Below are 18,055 nucleotides of genomic sequence, written 5' to 3' on the forward strand. Positions count from 1 at the left end.
CGACGGTCCGGCTTCACGTGGACCCGGCGTATTGAATAGTTCTGTTGAAACGAGTTTGAGGGGATGATGAAGACTTCCATTATTACCGGCATCACCGGTCAGGACGGTGCCTACCTTGCGCAGATTCTGCTCGAGAAAGGCTATACCGTTTACGGCACCTATCGCCGCACGAGCTCGGTCAACTTCTGGCGCATCGAGGAACTCGGGATCGCCAAGCACCCGAACCTGCATCTGATCGAGTACGACCTGACCGACCTGTCCTCGAGCATTCGTCTGCTGCAGACCACGGGCGCGACGGAAGTCTACAACCTGGCCGCGCAGAGCTTCGTCGGCGTGTCGTTCGACCAGCCGGTCACCACCGCGGAAATCACCGGGATCGGCCCGCTGAACCTGCTCGAGGCGATTCGCATCGTCAACCCGAAGATCCGCTTCTACCAGGCGAGCACGTCGGAGATGTTCGGCAAGGTGCAGGCGATTCCGCAGATCGAGTCGACGCCGTTCTATCCGCGCAGCCCGTATGGCGTGGCCAAGCTGTATGCGCACTGGATCACGGTGAACTATCGCGAGAGCTACGACATCTTTGGCTGCAGCGGGATCCTGTTCAACCACGAGTCGCCGCTGCGCGGCCGCGAATTCGTCACGCGCAAGATCACCGACTCCGTCGCGAAGATCAAGCTCGGCCAGCTCGACGTGCTCGAACTGGGCAACATGGACGCGAAGCGCGACTGGGGCTTCGCGAAGGAATATGTCGAAGGGATGTGGCGCATGCTGCAGGCCGACGAGCCGGACACCTACGTGCTGGCCACGAACCGGACCGAAACCGTGCGCGATTTCGTGCGCATGGCGTTCAAGGCGACGGGCGTCGACCTGGAGTTCAAGGGCAGCGACGTGAATGAAACCGGCGTCGATGTGGCGACCGGCAAGACGCTGGTTCGCGTCAATCCGAAGTTCCATCGCCCGGCCGAAGTCGATCTGCTGATCGGCAATCCGGAGAAGGCGAAGCAGAAGCTCGGCTGGGAGCCGAAGACGACGCTCGAGGAGCTGTGCGCGATGATGGTCGAAGCGGATTTGCGTCGAAATGAACGCGGCTTCTCGTTCTGACGCCCCGCGCGCCCTGGTGACGGGGCTCGGCGGCTTTACCGGCGATTACCTCGCGCAGTCGCTGCGTGCGGCCGGCTATCGCGTGTTCGGCACCGCGCACGGCGTCGAAGCGACGGGTGCCGACATGTACCGCGTCGACTTGTGCGACCGCGCCGCGCTCGCGCAGGTCGTCGCGGACGTGCAGCCTGACGTGGTGGCGCATCTGGCCGCGATCGCATTCGTCGCGCATGGCGACGCCGATGCGATCTATCGCACCAACGTGGTCGGCACGCGCAACCTGCTGGAGGCGCTCGCGAACCTGGAGAACCGTCCGAAGGCGGTCCTGCTGGCGAGCAGCGCCAACATCTATGGCAACGCGGCGGTCGAGGTCATCGACGAATCGGTCGAACCGAATCCGGCGAACGACTACGCGGTCAGCAAGCTGGCGATGGAATACATGGCGCGTCTTTGGCGCGACAAGCTGCCGATCGTCGTCGCGCGTCCGTTCAACTACACGGGCGTCGGCCAGTCGCCGCAATTCCTGCTGCCGAAGATCGTCGGCCATTTCCAGCGCGGCGAGCGCGTGATCGAGCTCGGCAATATCGACGTCGAGCGCGATTTTTCCGACGTTCGGCGCGTGGTGGACGCCTATCGGCGCCTGCTTCAGCTGGCACCGACCGGCTGCGTGTTCAACGTGTGCTCGGGCCGGGCCGTGTCGCTGAAGGCGGTGATCGCGATGATGGAGCAGATCGCCGGCTATTCGATCGAGGTGCGTGTCAATCCGGCATTCGTGCGTGCGAACGAAGTACGCCGGCTGCAGGGTGACGGTGCGCGCTTGCAGGCCGCCGTCGGGCCGCTCGAGGACATTCCGCTGGAAAGCACGCTGCGCTGGATGTTTGGCGGAGGGCGGGGGTGAAAGTCGGTTTCGGCACGACCGCCCTCGCGCGCAGCAGCGCGCATGGCGGTGTCGACGGCATCGGGTCGTATACGCGTGAACTGGGGCGGGCGCTGCTGGCGCACGGCGGGATCGACCTGGTTCCCGCCGGCTTCGGCGCGGTCGTCGGCAGCGATGCATTTCCGGGCGCCCGGCCGCCCGTGAACCTGGGCGGGCACGCGGTCGCGACGGTGCTCGGCGCCGTTACCCCGTGGTCCTGGGTCGACACGCAGGCGTTGCGCGCCGAGCGCGTCGACGTTTTCCATGCGACGGATCACCTGATTCCGAAGCTGTCGGGCACGCCCGTGATCGCAACGCTGATGGATGCCATCCCGTTGTCGCATCCGGAGTGGACGACGGTTCGCCTGGCCGCGCTGCGCCGCTGGCTGCTGCGGCGTTCCGGGCATTGGGCCGATCATGTGATCACGATCTCCGATTATTCGAAGCGCGAAATCGTCGAGCATTTCGGCATCGCGCCCGACCGGATCTCGGTCGTTCCGCTGGGCGTGCATCCGCGCTTCTTCGAGCGGATCGACTCGGACGAGCGGGCCGCGGTGCGGAAGCGGCTCGGCCTGCCCGAGCAGTTCTTCCTGTGCGTCGGCACCTTGCAGCCGCGCAAGAACCTCGAGCGGGTGGTGGACGCCCACGCGAGCCTGCCGGCCGCATTGCGTCGCGATATCCCGCTGGTTATCGTCGGCCGCGCCGGGTGGGGCTGCGACCAGCTCGTCGCGCGCCTGGGCGCGGACGAAAGCGGCAGCGTGCGCTGGCTCCAGTATCTGCCCGACCACGACGTGCGTGCACTGATGCAGTCGGCCACCGCGCTCGTGTTCGCGTCGCTGTGCGAGGGTTTCGGGCTGCCGGTCGTCGAGGCGTTCGCGTCGGGGCTGCCGGTGATCGCATCGAATACGACGTCCGTTCCGGAAGTCGCGGGCGGCGCGGCGATCCTGGTCGACCCCGCCAGCACCGGCGACATCGCCGACGGGATGCGCGCGATCGTCGAGCAACCGGGCAAGGCCGCCGCGCTGCGCGAAGCCGGGCTTGCGCGTGCGCGCGAACTGAACTGGCCGGCCTGCGCGGCGCAGACCCTAGCCGTCTACGACGCTGTCCTGCGCGGGACGCGTCGTTCATGAATGAATTTGCTGCGAGGAGTACCGCGTGAAGTTGGGGGTGGATATCACCTGGATGGTGGGCAACTACCGCGGCATGGGGCGGTTCGCCCGGCAACTGGTGGAGCCGGTCGGCGCGTCGGTCCTGGGCCTCGCGCCGGACGGCGTGAGCGCCGACGAATGGCCGTGCGTGAGCGGCGGCCGCGGTTTCTTCCCGTGGTGGGAGCAGGTCGAGCTGCCGCGCCTTTGCCGGGAACAGAAGCTCGACTATCTGCTGTGCCCGTACAACACGGGGCCGCTGCGATCGATCGGCAACACGCGGCTGATCGCGGTCGTTCACGACCTGATCTACATGAAGCCGTGGAGCGTGCTGCCGCCGGCGAGATCGCTGTACCAGACTGCCGGACGCGTCTATCGCCGGCACGTGGTGCCGCGGCTCGCGCGCCGGGCGGACGTCCTGCTGACCATTTCGCGATTCACGCAGCGTGAGCTGGTGGAGACGCTCGGATTGCGCGAGGCGGACGTACAGGTCATTCCGTGCGCGATTTCGGACGACTGGTTCGCACCGCCGTTGAGCCGCGCGGAGCGCGAGCCGTACCTGTTTACGGTGGCGGGCGAAGTGCCGAGCAAGAACGTCGACCGGCTGCTGCAGGCTTTCGCGGTCGCGCGGCCGGCGCTGGACGACGACGCGCGGCTCCGGATCGCCGGCATCAAGGTCGAGCATCACGCGCATTTTCTCGAGCGCGCGAATGCGCTCGGGATTGCGAGCCACGTCGAACTGCTCGGCTACGTGTCGCGCGACGAACTGCGCGAGCAGTACCGGCGAGCGCGTGCGTTCGTGTTTGCTTCGCTGTTCGAAGGATTTGGGATTCCGCCGCTGGAAGCGATGGCGTCCGGCACGCCCGTCGCGTGCAGCAACACGACGTCGATCCCCGAGATCGTCGGCACCTGCGGCCTGCAGTTCGATCCGTATTCGGTGGAAGACATGGCGGAGCAGATCCGCCAGGTATGGTGCGACGACACGCGCTTCGAGGTGGCGTTCGGCGACGGGATGGACCGTGCGCGGACCTTTTCCGAATCCGCCGTCCGTCCGAAGATCGAGGATTTCTGGGCGCGCCTGTCATGAGCGAAAACAAGAAGAAGCTGCTGGTGCTGACGCCGCGGTTTCCGTATCCGGTGATCGGCGGCGACAAGCTGCGGATCTATCATCTCTGCAGGATGCTGTCGCGCCGTTACTCGCTGACGTTGCTGAGCCTGTGCGACAGTCAGGAAGACATGCATGCCGAAGTGCCGGCCGACGGCGTGTTCGACCGCGTCGAGCGGGTCTTTCTGTCCCGGACGCGTTCGTACGTCAATACGCTGCTCGCGCTGCCCACGCGCACGCCGCTGCAGGTGGCGTACTACCGCAGCAGCGCGTTTGCGGCGGCCGTGTCCCGGCTGCTGCCGTCGCATGACGGCGCGTTCGTGCATCTGGTGCGCTGCGCGGAGTACGTGCGCAAGTCGGACAAACCGCGCGTGCTCGAAATGACCGACGCGATCTCGCTCAACTACAGCCGCGTCAAGCAGCTCAGGAAAGCACGCGGGCTGAAGTCGCGCGTGTTCGGCATCGAGGCGAAGCGCCTGCTCGACTACGAGCGCACGATCGTCGACGACTTCGATCTGTCGGTACTGGTGTCGAAGACCGATCGCGATTACCTGTTTCCCGGCGAGTCGGGCAAACGGGTGATGGTGTGTTCGAACGGCGTGGATCTCTCCGGCCTGCCGTATGCGGCGCGCAGCATGGCGAGCCGCTTGCTGGTGTTCATCGGCGACATGCGCACGGTGCAGAACCAGGACATGTGCCATTACTTCGCCGAAGCGGTGCTGCCGTTGCTGCGCCGGCGTGCCGACTATCGCTTCCGGATCGTCGGCTCCATCGCGCCCGCGCTGGCCGAGCAATTCCGCGCGTACGACGGCGTCGAGGTGACCGGCCGCGTCGAATCGGTCGCGCAGGCCGCGGCCGACGGCGCGATCGGCGTGTGCCCGATGCGGATCGGCGCCGGCGTGCAGAACAAGATCCTCGAATACATGGCGCTCGGGCTGCCGGTCGTCACGACGTCGCTGGGGCACGAAGGGCTGAGTGCGAAAAGCGGGCAGGACCTGCTGATCGCCGATACGCCCGAGGCGTTCGTCGAGCGCATCGAGTGGCTCGTCGCGCATCCGTCGGAGGCTGTGGAGATGGCCGGTCACGCGCGGCAGTTCGTCGAGCGCGAACATGGCTGGATCGAGATGACCCGCGCGCTGGTCGAGCGGGTGGACGCGCTGCTGGCCGCCGGCCCGGCGCGTTAGCCGGGCGGCGGGTATGCCGTCGCGATGGCTCAGCTTTCGTGATGCCGGAAGCTGAACTTCTTGTGGCCGATGTAGCTGGAGAAAACCGGGACGATCACGCCGACCAGGTGGGCGATGTCCCGGTCATGCCAGTGCAGGCCGAGTCGCGGAAAGACGTAGTACGCAAGACCGACGCTGACGAGCCACGTCTGAAACACCGCGACCAGGTTCACCAGCGTGAAGAAGAACGCCGAGCGCCCCGTGGACTGCGTGCTTTTCTTGAAGACGAACAGCTTGGCCAGGATGAACGCCGTGATCATGCCGGTCACATAGGCGACGACGATCGCGGCCGAGTAGGGCATCCACAGGTTGTAGAGAATCCGGCTGCCCCAGTTGACGGCCGCGGCGAAGCCGCCCGTCAGCAGGAACAGCAGGAATTCCCGGGAAACGAGGCCGCGCTTCGCGGTTCGGGCAATGTCGGTCATACCATTCTGGCCATTTCGCGCGCGAGCTCGATGCTCTCGGAGATGCCGCGGTCTTCGGGGTAGTAATACGACGTGTCGGCGACCAGCAGGCCCTGCACGGGCAACTGGATCGGCGGCAGGCGATCGGCGAAGCCAGGCTCGCACACCGGTTGCGCGAAGCGGTAGCGGCTTGCACGCACGTCGATGAAATCGTCGGGCGTGATCGCGGGGTTGATCTTCATCAGGTAGCGCTTCACCTTGTCGATGAAGGCCGTATCCGGCTGCTGGTAGACCGGATGTTCACCCGGCACGTAGAACGGGACGTACACGACGTGCGCATCGAGCGGGCGCAGGTTCGTGTATTCGACGATCCCTGGAATGTCCATGTCCGGATCGTTGGTGTTGAGCCAGAAGTTCTCGGTGACCGGCTTGCGCAGCTTGGCGATCACGCACACCACCGCGACGTTCTTCACGCTCGCGAATTTTTCCAGGATGTCCGTCGGGAGATCGGGCATCACGCGCGGCACGTACGGCAGCGGAATGGTGCTGATGACCTTGTCGAACGCGAGCGACTCGCCGCCCGCCTCGACGCCGGCGACCTTGCCGTTCTCGATCAGCACCTTGCTGACCGGCGTGCCGAGCCGGAATTCGCCGCCGTTCGCTTCGATGTAGCGGCGCATGCCTTCGAGCAGCGTATCCGAGCCGCCGTCGAGGTAGCCGAGTTTTTCCTTGAAGAGGTTGTAGCGCGACCGGCCGATCCGTCGCACGCGGCTCCAGATCCACGCGGCGGAGAGGCTGCGCGCGTGATCGTAGAACTTGTAGTCGAACAGGCGGCGCCACAGCACTTCCCACGCTTCCTCGCCCACCCAGCGGCGAATCCAGCCGGTCGCCTCGAGCTTGTCGAGCGGCTTCCAGTTGTCGCGGCGCGTGCAGAGAAACGCGTGCAGCCCGTAGCGGATCTTCGCGGTCAGGCCGAGCCCCTTGAACTTCAGCAGTGCGATCGGATTGCCCCACGGCTGCACGCGATCCTGGTAGAAGTACCCCATCTTCGTCTCGCGCCAGTGCATCTTGTCTTCGAGGCCGAGCTCCTGCAGCACCTTCAGGAACGCGTGATCGGAAATCGCGTGGAAGTGGTAGTAGCGCTCGATCGAGAGCCCGCCGAAGTCGAAGCATGCGGCCATGCCGCCGACACGGTCGTCTGCCTCGAAGATCACGGGCTTGCGCCCGTCCTTGACGAGCTGGTAGGCAACGCCGAGCCCCATGGGGCCGGCACCGAGGACGGCAATACGGTCTGCGCTCATGGCTTTAGAACTCTAGTGCGATGTGGCTGTAGGTCGGGTCGTTGAAGGTTTCGGTCATGGCCTTGGCGAGCGGCGTGGCCTGGATGCCGAAGATGCCTTCCCAGTCGATCACCTCGAACTCGTCGCCAGCGGTGAGCGCCTTCAACTGATCCGCGGTGAACGGCGGGTTGCTGTCGAACAGCGCGTAGATCTTCAGCAGCACGTAGAACAGGCCGTACGGGATCTTCACGATCGCGCAGCGTGCGTGGGTCGCGCGCTTGATCTGACGAATCAGGTCGATGTAGTCGACGCGCTCGAGCCCCGTGATGTTGAAGGCCTGTCCGGCCTTTCCGGAGCGGATGCAGCTGATGATCACGTTGCAGAAATCGCCGACGTAGAGCGGCTGGCGCATGTAGCGGCCGCTGCCCGGGATCGGGAACACCGGCACGCGGTGCATGAAGCGCGACAGCCAGCCGAGGTGCTTGCGGTCGAACCAGCCGAACATCAGCGTCGGGCGCAGGATCACGCAGTTGATGCCCGATGCGGCCACGATCTCTTCCTGCTCGCGCTTGGTTTCCGTGTACCAGTCGTCCCCCACGGAATTGACCACCGACGAGCTGATATGCACCGTATGGGGAATGGCGTAGCGCTTGATCACCTCGAGCACGTGCTTCGTCGCCGTGATGTTGTTGCGCACGAACGGCTCGCGGGTCGGCGCGCCGATCTGGGCCTGCAGCATGACGACCGTGTCCGCGTGTTCGAAATGCTTGTCCCAGTCGCCCGGCTCGGCGAGATCGGCGAACACGGCGGTGACGTCCGGATGCACCTGGCGCAGCACGTTCAGGTTCGCTTCGTGCTTGTCGAGCACGACGATGTTCGAGTAGCCCTGCTGCTTCAGGCGGGCGACGAGGTTCTGACCGACCAGGCCGGCGCCGCCAGGGAGGACGATACGGGTTTGATTCATGATTTCGGGTGTCTGCATGAGAGGGGCGGGCGCGTCGCGGTCGTTACAGGGACAGGCGCTTGAAGACGAACTGCGGCACCGAGCGGATGATCAGCATGATCAGCGACCAGAAGCACGGCGTATACAGCACGTTCTTCTTCTTCTCGATGGCCCGGGTGATGTCCTTCGCGACCTTCTCCGGCGACGCGACGAGCGGGCCGGGCAGCGGCAGCCCCGCCGTCATCGCGGTGGCCACGAAGCCGGGCTTGATCGTGACGAGGTGGACGCCGGCCTTGTAGAGCCGTGCGCGCAGGCCTTCGCAGAACGTGGCGAGCGCGGCTTTCGCGCTGCCGTACAGATAGTTGGACGGGCGGCCGCGGTCGCCGGCGACCGAGCCGATCACTGCGATCGCGCCGCTTCGTGCCGTCTCGAGCGTGTTCGCGATCGTGGTCAGCAATGCGATCACCGACGTCGCATTGGTGTTGAATTCGCGCACGGCAACGGCAGGGTCGGCCTGGCATAGCGCCTGGTCGGGCAGCGTGCCCGGTGCGACCAGCACGATGTCGGGCGCGCCGTCGAACGCGCGCCGGCAGTCGTCGAGCATCGCGGTGTGCTGCCCCAGCTCGTTGATATCCAGCGTGTGCGTGGCCGCCAGCGTCGCGCCGCGGGCCAGCAGGTCGTCGGCCACTTGTTGCAGGCGCTCAGCGTTGCGCGCGACCAGGAACAGCCGGGCGCCCTGAGCGGCCCAGACGCGTGCACAGGCCATTGCAATGCCTGAGGTCGCACCTACTATCAGTATCTTTTTCTGCATGGTCATGTACGGGTGACGCGATCCCAAAAACGGGAAAGCAGCGCGGGATCGCGCAGGGTTTCGACCTGTTCCCAGTCCGGATAGGCCGTCCGGAAGTCCTGGCCCGTCATATGGGCGTCCTTCGCCGGATAGATTCTTCCCGCGGCCTCGCGGACGATGGTGTCGAGGACGGCAAAGAGCCGGCGGTTCTGTTCGTCGCGCTGTGGAAAATCGAGCGCGAGCGACGTGCCCTCCATCGGGAACGACAGCAGCCCGGGCGACCGGACGTCTCCGCAACGCTTCAACACGGCCAGAAACGATCCGGTTCCGCTGTCGGCGATCGCGCGCAGCATGTCTCGCGTCGCATCGCGGGCCACCGCGCGCGGCACGACGCATTGATATTGCTGGAAGCCGCGGCGCCCGTAGATCCGGTTCCACTCGAGCAGGCCGTCCAATGGATAGAAGTACTGGTCGTAGCTGACGGTGGAGCGGACTTCTCGGGTCTGCTGGCGGTGATAATACAGGCCGTTGAACGCGCGCAGGGTCGCCTTGTTGAAAATCGGCGCCGGAAAGGTGAACGGCACCGTGCGTTTTCCGCGCCGGTCGACTTCCAGCGGCCCCTCGCTCGCATGGTCGCCGATCATGAAGATGCCGCGCCCGAGTTGCTCGCCCCGCCCGAGGCAATCCACCCAGGCGACGCTGTATTCGTGCACGGGATCGTAGGCTTCCGACAGCGCGAAGAACTCGTCGAGATCACCGAAGCGGATGCTGGTCACGTCGATGCGGCTCGACCGGATGGGCATCAACTGGATCTCGGCCCACTGGATCAATCCGGTCAGGCCCAGGCCGCCGATCGTCGCGGCATGGAGCGCCGCGTTCGTGTCCGCCGCGCATTCGAGCATCGCGCCGTCGCTGCGGGCCAGCATGAAGCGGCGCACATGACGGCCGAACGTGCCGCGCACGTGATGGTTCTTGCCGTGCACGTCGTTCGCGATGGCCCCGCCCAGCGTCGCGTATTTGGTCCCGGGCGTGACGGGCAGCATCCAGCCGCGCGGTATCGCGGCTTCCAGAATCTGCTCGAGCGTGATGCCGGGCTCCGCGCGCAGCACGCCCGTTTCCCAGTTCGCGCCGATCAGCCGGTCCAGCGAGCGGGTTCGCAGCACGTGGCCGGAAGCGGCCAGGCAGCTGTCGCCGTAGCTTCTGCCGTTGCCGTAGGCGAGCGTGGTTTCATGCGCGCCGACGACACCTGCCCAGGTTCCGGGCAGGTCGTTGCGCCACGCAACGTCGTGCGGGGTTTGCGGGTGGGCGGGGTAGCGTCCCCATGAAAGCACCGTGCGCATGGTTCAGATCGCCGCCCAGAACACCAGGCCGCACAGGCCGATCACGACCAGGCTCAACCGGTCGCGGACCGCGAAGATGATCGGGTCGTCATGCATGTGGCCGCGGTGCGCGAGGATCCAGGTCCGGCTGATCCAGTAGAGCAGCAGCGGACACGCGAGCCAGATCAGCTGCGGGTGACGGTAGAGGTGTGCGGTCTTCGGGTCCTGGATGTACATCGCCAGCACGAGCACGGACAGATAGCCCGAGGCGCTGCCCAGCGACGAGACCAGTTCGAGATCGCTCGCGACGTAACCGCGGCCGCGCGACTGAGTCAGCCCGCGCTTTTTCATCGACAGCAGTTCCGCGTAGCGCTTGACGAGCGCGAGGCTGAGGAAGATGAACATCGAGAAGGCCAGCAGCCAGAACGTCAGATGTGTCGCGATGGCCGTTGTGCCCGCAACGATCCGCACCGTATAGAGCAGCGCGAGCACGACGACGTCGACCATCACCAGGCGCTTGAGTACCGCCGAGTAGGCCAGCGTCAGCGCGTAGTAGCCGAGCAGCACCGCCGAGAAGCGCCACGGCAGCGCGACGTATGCGAGCGCGAACGCGCCGACGAGCAGCGCAGGAAACGCGGCCAGCCCCCACACGAGCGGCAGCGCGCCGGACGCGAGCGGGCGCCGGCATTTGGTCGGATGGTGCCGGTCGTCCTCGAGATCGAGCAGGTCGTTGAGCAGATAGACGCTCGACGCGCAGAGGCCGAAGGCGACGAACGCCAGCGCCGCATTGACGATCAGGTGGGGCGAGCCCAGCATGTGTCCGGCAAGCAGCGGCACGAAGATCAGCAGGTTTTTCAGCCACTGATGCATGCGCAGCGACCGGGCCCACGTTTTCAGCGCCGGCGGACGGGATTCGAACACACGCTCGACGTTGCCGGCTTTTTCCGCCGCGCGCTTGACGGCGGCCGGTGCGTTGACGACGTACGCACGCTCTGCTGCCTGCCAGACCGGAAGATCGTCGCGCGAGTTGCCGGCATAGTCGAAGCCATGTTCGCCGAAGCGGGCGACGAGCCGGTCCCGTTTCCGATGCGCGGACAGGTTGACCTGGTCGTCGGTCGCCAGGACTTCGTCGAACAGCGCGAGATGCTCGGCGATTGCGTGCGCGTACTTCTCGTGGCTGGCGGTGGCCAGCACGATCGTGCGTCCGTTCGCGCGTTCGTCCTTGAGCCACTCGACGATCTGCGGATCGAACGGCAGCACGCTGACGTCGAGATCGGTCTCGGCGGCCAGCCGCGATTTGAGCACGGGCTTTCCGCCGCGGAGCAGCCACGCGAGCGGCGCGTGGCAACGAAGCGGCGAAGACTTCAGGTAACAGAACCCGGATTCGATCAGGATGTCCGAACGAAGCAGGGTGCCATCGAGGTCAACAACGAGCGGTCTGCCGATCATAGTTAGGTGCTGCAGTGGCGGGTCGAATCAAACAGCATGAGCAGACGGTTTCAAGTACCTTCGAACTCGCGTCAACGGGCGAGGCCGAGTCCGTATAGCGACACGCCGAGTGTGCGCGGATCGTCGGACAGGCCGAGGGATCGGGGAGACACGATGTCGGGATCGACGAAGCGGATATCGAGTCGGCCCTGATCCACCCGTTCGATCGGGATGCGAATCGTCTGCCGCGGCGTGTTGGCGTCGAACGTGGCGTGGTAAGCCGGGGCGTTGTTCACATAGATCGTCAGATGCTGGGCGGAATTCGGGCGCGGCAGGAATGCGCCGAGATCCAGTTGCAGGGTGCCCGAGTATCCGTTGTGTACCTTCAACAGCAGGTGGGCTTCGTTTGCTTGCATCCAGACGAATTGCGATTCGACGGATGACCAGCCGCCATTGAGCACGGATGCGAACAGGCCCGGCTCCTTTTCGGCTGAAATGAAGCCGAGTTCGGCGTAATCGTCAGGATATCTCCTGAGCAGCAGACCCGCTCCGTCGATATCCGTGGGAGCGCGATCGCCCGCCGACGAGTTGGAAACCTCATAACCCGCGTTGTTGGCGATTTCGCTCGGCGTACATTGCGCGTCTTTCGTATAACTAATGTGCCAGTTCTGGTTGATGCAAACCAGATCGGTTCCGGAGCGTTTTGCATAAATCAGGAGCCCCAGGGTCGTCTCCCATATATGTGCGGGGTTCGGCTTGGTGTCCAGATTGAGCACGATTCGCCCGTTCGGCTTCGTCTGCTCGAGCGAGTTGTACAGGTGGGCGATGCCCGGTTCGTTATAGAAATTCGCGTAATCCGGGGTGTTGTTGATCTTGACTACGGTAGCGGCGAGGAGGATCGGTATCGCGATTGTCGCCACCAGCCTCAACGGCCGTGGCGGGCATGCGCGCGTTACCCATGTGACGAGCAGACCCGCCGTCAGTGCGGGAACCGAATAGTAGAAATAGCCGATGTATTTCTGATTCAGTTCATCGACGCCGAACTTCGAGTAAAACAGCATGGCCGCCGTCGCCGCAGCGAGCGTGGCCAGCAAGGCAACGCCGTTGCCGGGAGCGGCGCGCCGCTTGCCGAAAATGGTGCGGGCGAGAATCACGTCCATTGCGAGTACCGCTACAACGAATACCGTGGTGCTTCCCCAATATCCGCCTGAATACCGTAGCATATTGCCGAACGTATTGGCATGATGGTGCCTGCCGAACGAAATATAGCTCGCCACAGGCCCGGGAAAATGGCGGATGGTTTCGATGATCAGCGGAACGAAAAAGAGAAACAAAACGAAAATAGCTCGGGCAACCGCTCGGCCGTTCGTTTTCCAGTATTCACGGGAAAAGATGTACTGGTCGCGTCCCAGCTTGTCACGCTGAAGGTGGTTATAGAGCAGCAGTAACGTGAAAATGATTCCCAGCGTGGACACGAACGACACATGCCCGTTGATCAGGAATCCCGCGCTCAGTGCCAGCGGCAACAGCGCGTCGGTTTTGCCCGATGCGAATCTGGACGCAGCGACCAGCGCGGTCGCAAACGGGAAGAAATAGAGCTCCGGAAACCACATTCCGGCAAAGAACTGGAAATTCTCCCGAGCGACCACGTATAGAAATACGGCCATCATGAGGCCGGCGTAACTTGTCGAGCCGGCGATGGTTCTGAGCATGCGGAAAATGATGGTGATCCATGCGGCGTTATACAGAATCACCGCCACCATTTGCCCGGAGAACGCCGACGGAAGCAGGCGCGTCCAGTCGTGAAAGAGCAATTCGCCGAATGCCAGCACGTACAGAATTGCCGGCCCGGGATGATAGAACCCGACTCGGGAATAATTCCCGACAAATAGATCGAGATGCTTTGCTTTCTGGATCAGAAGGCTATTTGCTGCGAAATCTGTTGCTTCGAGATTGTGAACGTTGATCAAGTGCCAATTGATCAACAGCAACGTGAGCGCAACGGCAAAAAAAATCAATAAGTCAAGAAGAGGGCTGATTTTTATGGATGGATTCTTGATTTGCTGATTTTCGTGTGCGTTCAATATGGATCCCATGGGCAGCTTTATTGTGCAACGCGTCCTAACGCCCGGCGATGCCGGGTCGGCTGTCATATAGTGAAACGGTCGCTATCATGCAGTAAAAAACACGATTTTTCAACCACTTGCGCGCGTATGGATAGTAGTCTGAATGGAATTTGAAAGGGGGTGGTCCGACGCACGGGGTGTGCTGACGTGATCGATTTGTCCGCCCGAGCAGCCGTCCCGGCGAGCTTTTCGCGTTGAGCGCAAGAAGGTGGCGAGGGCAGCCGGTATACTGCCGATCTGTTGGGCATCCCAGCCTGATTCAAGCATGGAAAAGATGCGCTTCGGTCCTGTCGCGCGCCGCGCCCATGCTGCTTCCTCAACCGCTTTGCCTGGAAACATCGCCGATGCATGTCGTGGTAACGGGGGCGAGCGGCTTCGTGGGCCGCGCCCTGTGCCGTACCCTGGTCGAGAACGGTCATCGGGTGACCGGCCTCGTGCGCCGCGCCGGCACCGCGCCGGCCGGCGTCGACGAATGGGTGTACACCGGCCCCGAATTCGCCGATATCGAAACGCAGTGGCCGGCCTCGGCCCGTGACGCCGACTGCGTCGTGCATCTCGCCGCGCGCGTGCATGTGATGAACGACGCCGCTGCGGATCCGGACGCCGCGTTTCGCGCGATGAACGTCGAAGGCACGCTGCGCGTGGCCGCAGCCGCGCACCGGCATGGCGTGCGTCGCATCGTGTTCGTCAGCAGCATCAAGGCCATCGCCGAAACCGACGGCGGCCAGCCGCTGCGCGAGGACAGTCCGGCCCGCCCCGAAGATCCGTACGGCCGTTCCAAGCGCGATGCCGAAGTGCGGCTTCGGCAATTCGGCGACGACACCGGCCTCGAGACGGTGATCGTCCGGCCGCCGCTGGTGTACGGCCCCGAGGTCCGCGCGAACTTCCTGAGAATGATGGACGCAGTATCGCGCGGCGTGCCGCTGCCGCTCGGTGCAATCACCGCGCGCCGCAGTGTCGTCGGCGTCGACAATCTCGTGGACGCGTTGCTGCGCTGCGTGATCGATCCGCGCGCGGCGCGCGAATGCTTCCACGTCGCCGACGACGACGCGCCGTCGGTCGCCGGCCTTCTGCGCATGGTCGGCGACGCGCTCGGCCGGCCGGCGCGGCTCTTTCCGGTGCCGCTCGCCGCGCTGCGGCTCGCCGGTCGCGTGACCGGCCGTCGCGCCGCCATCGACCGCCTGACCAGCAGCCTTCAACTCGATACGAGCCGCGTCCGGCGCGTGCTCGGCTGGCAACCTCCCCATACGACCCGACAGGGTCTCGAAGCGACCGCCGCATGGTATCGTTCGCGCGATACCCAGAACTAACCAACATGTCTTTCCCGATCTCCACGTGGCCGGCCGCGCTCGCGCTGGCCCTGGCCGCGGCCGTCGCATCGACGGCCATCCTGCGCGTGCTGCTTGCGACCGGTCTCGCATGGCGGCTGGCCACCGACATTCCAAACGATCGTTCGCTCCATACGCTGCCGACGCCGCGCGTGGGCGGATGGGGCATCGTGCCCGTATGCGTCGTCGCGCTGCTGGCGCTTGCGCCGCGGCTGGGACTGATCGCGGCCGCGGCAGCGGGGCTTGCCGCGCTGTCCCAGATCGACGACCGGCGCGGGCTGCCGGCGCGCGTGCGGTTCTCCGCACACCTCGCCGCGGTCGTGGCGCTGGTCGCCGTCTATCCCGCCGCCGCGCCGTGGTGGCTGCTGGCCGGCGTGGGCTTCGTGATGGTCTGGCTGACGAACCTGTACAACTTCATGGACGGCGCGGACGGTCTCGCGGGCGGGATGGCGCTGTTCGGCTTCGGCGGCTATGCGGTCGCGGCGCTGGGCGGCGCGAATCCGTCGCCCGACCTCGTCGTGGCCGGCGCGGCTGCCGCCGGCGCGGCGCTCGGCTTTCTTCTGCTGAATTTCCATCCGGCGCGGCTGTTTCTCGGCGACGCCGGTTCGATTCCGCTCGGCTTTCTCGCCGGTGCGCTCGGCTACTGGGGCTGGCGCACGGACGTGTGGCCCATCTGGTTTCCGGCGCTGGTGTTCTCGCCCTTTATCGCAGACGCATCTGTAACACTTTTGAGACGTCTGTTACGCGGAGAAAAGTTCTGGCAAGCGCACCGGGAGCATTATTATCAAAGGATGGTTCGATCGGGGGTTGGCCACCGTCGTACCGCTCTCTATTGGTACCTCATCATGCTCGCAGGCATAATCGTCGCCGTGTGGGCAAAGGGCCGCCCTGAACTGCAGCAGTGGCTGTCGTTCGTTGCTTGGTACGGCGTCCTGGCATGTGTCGGATTGGTGATCGACATGCGTTGGCGCCGGTTTCAGTCGGCCGCAAAAAACAACTCGTGAGGTTTCCCGCCGATGTTGCGATCCAAAGCATCATGGCTGTCGCTGAGTGCTTTCCTGTTCGACCTGATGGCGGTTGTGGCCGCCTGGTTGTTCGCTTATCTCGTCCGTTTCAACGGCAGTATTCCGCCTGACTTCCTGAGCGGCGGTTCGACCGCGCTCTTCTGGGTGCTGCCGGTCTACGCGCTGATGTTCCACGTGTTCGGCCTCTATCGCGGCCTGTGGGTGTTCGCGAGCCTGCCCGATCTGATGCGGATCTCGAAGGCTGTGATCGGCGGCGGCGTGATCGTGATGATCGGCGCCGTGATGTTCCAGCCGTCGCCGATCATTCCGCGCTCGGTGCTGCTCGTGTCGCCGCTGATGCTGTTTCTCGCGATGGGCGGCGCGCGTGCGCTGTATCGTGCGACCAAGGAGTTCTACCTGTACGGCGGACTCGTCGGGCAGGGCAAGCCGATACTGGTGCTCGGCGCGGGGACGGCCGGCGCGAGCCTCGCGCGCGAGCTGTCGCGTTCGGGCGAATGGCGGCTTGTGGGCCTGCTCGACGACGACGTCACCAAGCAGGGCCGCGAAATCTACGGCTACAAGGTGCTCGGCTCGTTCAACGACCTGCAGCACTGGACCGACGCGATGAAGGTCGAGTACGCGATCATCGCGATTCCGTCGGCGTCCGTCGAAACGCAGCGGCGCGTCGCGACGCTGTGCGTGCGCGCCGGCATCAAGGCGATGGTGCTGCCGTCGCTGACCGCGCTGATGCCGGGGCAGGGCTTCCTGTCGCAGGTGCGGAACATCGACCTCGAGGATTTGCTCGGCCGCGATGCGGTGACGATCGACACGCCGCACGTCGAGGCGCTGCTGCGCGGGCGCGTGGTGATGGTGACGGGGGCGGGCGGCTCGATCGGTTCCGAGCTGTGCCGGCAGATCCTCCGCTTCAAGCCGGCGCAACTGGTGGCGTTCGATCTCTCCGAATACGCGATGTACCGGCTCACGGAGGAACTGCGCGAGCGCTTCCCCGACCAGCCGGTGCTGCCGATCATCGGCGATGCGAAGGATTCGCTGCTGCTCGACCAGGTGATGTCGCGCTATGCGCCGCACATCGTGTTCCATGCGGCCGCCTACAAGCACGTGCCGCTGATGGAAGAGCACAACGCGTGGCAGGCGCTGCGCAACAACGTGCTCGGCACGTACCGCGTCGCGCGCGCGGCGATCCGCCACGACGTGCGCCATTTCGTGTTGATCTCGACCGACAAGGCCGTCAATCCGACCAACGTGATGGGCGCGAGCAAGCGGCTGGCCGAAATGGCCTGTCAGGCATTGCAGCAGACGAGCGGGCACACCCAGTTCGAGACGGTGCGTTTCGGCAACGTGCTCGGCAGCGCGGGCAGCGTGATTCCGAAGTTCCAGCAGCAGATCGCGAAGGGCGGCCCGGTGACGGTCACGCACCCCGAGATCACGCGCTTCTTCATGACGATTCCGGAGGCATCGCAGCTCGTGCTGCAGGCCTCGAGCATGGGCCGCGGCGGCGAGATCTTCATCCTCGACATGGGCGAACCGGTCAAGATCGTCGATCTCGCGCGCGACCTGATCCGCCTGTACGGTTTTTCGGAAGGGCAGATCCGCATCGAGTTCACGGGGCTGCGTCCCGGCGAAAAACTCTACGAGGAACTGCTCGCGGACGACGAGGCGACGACGCGCACGCCGCATCCGAAGCTGCGCATCGCCCGCGCGCGCGAAGTGCCGGGCGGCCTGCTCGACGAACTGCTGCCGTGGCTGATGCAGAACCGCGTGCTGAGCGACGACGAGGTGCGGCGCGATCTGCGGCGCTGGGTGCCGGAATACCAGACGACGGTTGCGCCGGTGCTGCAAAGCGTGCCGGCGGTGCGCGCGGTATCGAACGAGTAAGTCACCGTCGTGCGAAACAAAAAAACGCCCCGCGGGGCGTTTTTTTTGTC

The 18,055-nt window shown here is 64.8% G+C and carries 15 protein-coding genes; 8 read left to right on the forward strand and 7 right to left on the reverse strand.

Annotated elements, in window-relative coordinates; all coding sequences use genetic code 11:
* Positions 1–66: 66 nt before the first annotated feature.
* Genes gmd through BME24068_RS23635 form a run of 5 tightly spaced genes read left to right on the forward strand, consistent with a single transcriptional unit; the run spans position 67 to position 5,448 of the window.
* Positions 67–1,101: a GDP-mannose 4,6-dehydratase gene (gmd, locus tag BME24068_RS23615; RefSeq protein ID WP_096503766.1), complete on the forward strand. Its 1,035-nt coding sequence runs from the start codon at positions 67–69 to the stop codon at positions 1,099–1,101.
* A complete protein-coding gene (locus tag BME24068_RS23620) occupies positions 1,079–1,996 on the forward strand; it encodes an NAD-dependent epimerase/dehydratase family protein (protein ID WP_174927581.1) in 918 nt (305 codons plus the stop codon). Before gmd ends, BME24068_RS23620 begins: the two co-directional genes overlap by 23 nt.
* Positions 1,993–3,144 (forward strand): glycosyltransferase family 4 protein, encoded by a 1,152-nt coding sequence (locus BME24068_RS23625; protein WP_174927582.1) that lies wholly within the window; start codon positions 1,993–1,995, stop codon positions 3,142–3,144. Before BME24068_RS23620 ends, BME24068_RS23625 begins: the two co-directional genes overlap by 4 nt.
* 37 nt (positions 3,145–3,181) lie before the next feature.
* On the forward strand, positions 3,182–4,246 hold the full coding sequence (locus tag BME24068_RS23630; protein ID WP_244110673.1) for a glycosyltransferase family 4 protein: 1,065 nt from the start codon (positions 3,182–3,184) through the stop codon (positions 4,244–4,246).
* Positions 4,243–5,448 carry a glycosyltransferase gene (locus BME24068_RS23635; RefSeq protein ID WP_174927584.1) on the forward strand — a complete coding sequence of 402 codons (1,206 nt, stop codon included), beginning with the start codon at positions 4,243–4,245 and terminating at the stop codon, positions 5,446–5,448. The genes BME24068_RS23630 and BME24068_RS23635 overlap by 4 nt, the downstream gene beginning before the upstream one ends.
* A gap of 29 nt (positions 5,449–5,477) precedes the next feature.
* On the opposite strand, the gene BME24068_RS23640 is transcribed toward BME24068_RS23635, so the two are convergent.
* From BME24068_RS23640 to BME24068_RS23670, 7 genes are all read right to left on the reverse strand, one after another.
* Complete coding sequence (locus BME24068_RS23640) at positions 5,478–5,912, reverse strand: GtrA family protein (RefSeq protein ID WP_096503419.1); 435 nt, start codon at positions 5,910–5,912, stop codon at positions 5,478–5,480.
* Positions 5,909–7,192 (reverse strand): NAD(P)/FAD-dependent oxidoreductase, encoded by a 1,284-nt coding sequence (locus BME24068_RS23645; protein WP_174927585.1) that lies wholly within the window; start codon positions 7,190–7,192, stop codon positions 5,909–5,911. Before BME24068_RS23645 ends, BME24068_RS23640 begins: the two co-directional genes overlap by 4 nt.
* Positions 7,193–7,196: 4 nt before the next feature.
* Positions 7,197–8,135 carry an NAD-dependent epimerase/dehydratase family protein gene (locus tag BME24068_RS23650; protein WP_174927586.1) on the reverse strand — a complete coding sequence of 313 codons (939 nt, stop codon included), beginning with the start codon at positions 8,133–8,135 and terminating at the stop codon, positions 7,197–7,199.
* Between the two features lie 43 nt (positions 8,136–8,178).
* A complete protein-coding gene (locus BME24068_RS23655; RefSeq protein WP_174927587.1) occupies positions 8,179–8,931 on the reverse strand; it encodes an SDR family oxidoreductase in 753 nt (250 codons plus the stop codon).
* The gene (locus BME24068_RS23660) at positions 8,928–10,244 is read right to left on the reverse strand and encodes an FAD-binding oxidoreductase (protein ID WP_174927588.1); all 1,317 of its coding nucleotides are present in this window, start codon (positions 10,242–10,244) and stop codon (positions 8,928–8,930) included. The genes BME24068_RS23655 and BME24068_RS23660 overlap by 4 nt, the downstream gene beginning before the upstream one ends.
* Before the next feature lie 3 nt (positions 10,245–10,247).
* Positions 10,248–11,672, reverse strand: coding sequence for a UbiA family prenyltransferase (locus BME24068_RS23665; RefSeq protein WP_096503427.1), 1,425 nt, complete (start codon positions 11,670–11,672; stop codon positions 10,248–10,250).
* 71 nt (positions 11,673–11,743) lie between these two features.
* The gene (locus BME24068_RS23670) at positions 11,744–13,735 is read right to left on the reverse strand and encodes a hypothetical protein (RefSeq protein ID WP_174927589.1); all 1,992 of its coding nucleotides are present in this window, start codon (positions 13,733–13,735) and stop codon (positions 11,744–11,746) included.
* 386 nt (positions 13,736–14,121) lie between these two features.
* Here BME24068_RS23670 and BME24068_RS23675 point away from each other — a divergent pair, with 386 nt between their 5' ends.
* Genes BME24068_RS23675 through BME24068_RS23685 form a run of 3 tightly spaced genes read left to right on the forward strand, consistent with a single transcriptional unit; the run spans position 14,122 to position 18,005 of the window.
* The gene (locus BME24068_RS23675; RefSeq protein ID WP_174927590.1) at positions 14,122–15,087 is read left to right on the forward strand and encodes a UDP-glucose 4-epimerase family protein; all 966 of its coding nucleotides are present in this window, start codon (positions 14,122–14,124) and stop codon (positions 15,085–15,087) included.
* 5 nt (positions 15,088–15,092) lie between these two features.
* Positions 15,093–16,109, forward strand: coding sequence for an MraY family glycosyltransferase (locus BME24068_RS23680; protein WP_239007657.1), 1,017 nt, complete (start codon positions 15,093–15,095; stop codon positions 16,107–16,109).
* A gap of 12 nt (positions 16,110–16,121) precedes the next feature.
* Complete coding sequence (locus tag BME24068_RS23685; RefSeq protein WP_174927592.1) at positions 16,122–18,005, forward strand: polysaccharide biosynthesis protein; 1,884 nt, start codon at positions 16,122–16,124, stop codon at positions 18,003–18,005.
* Positions 18,006–18,055 lie beyond the last annotated feature (50 nt).

The organism is Burkholderia anthina (assembly GCF_902498995.1).
In the GTDB taxonomy this organism is placed as follows: Bacteria; Pseudomonadota; Gammaproteobacteria; order Burkholderiales; family Burkholderiaceae; genus Burkholderia; species Burkholderia anthina.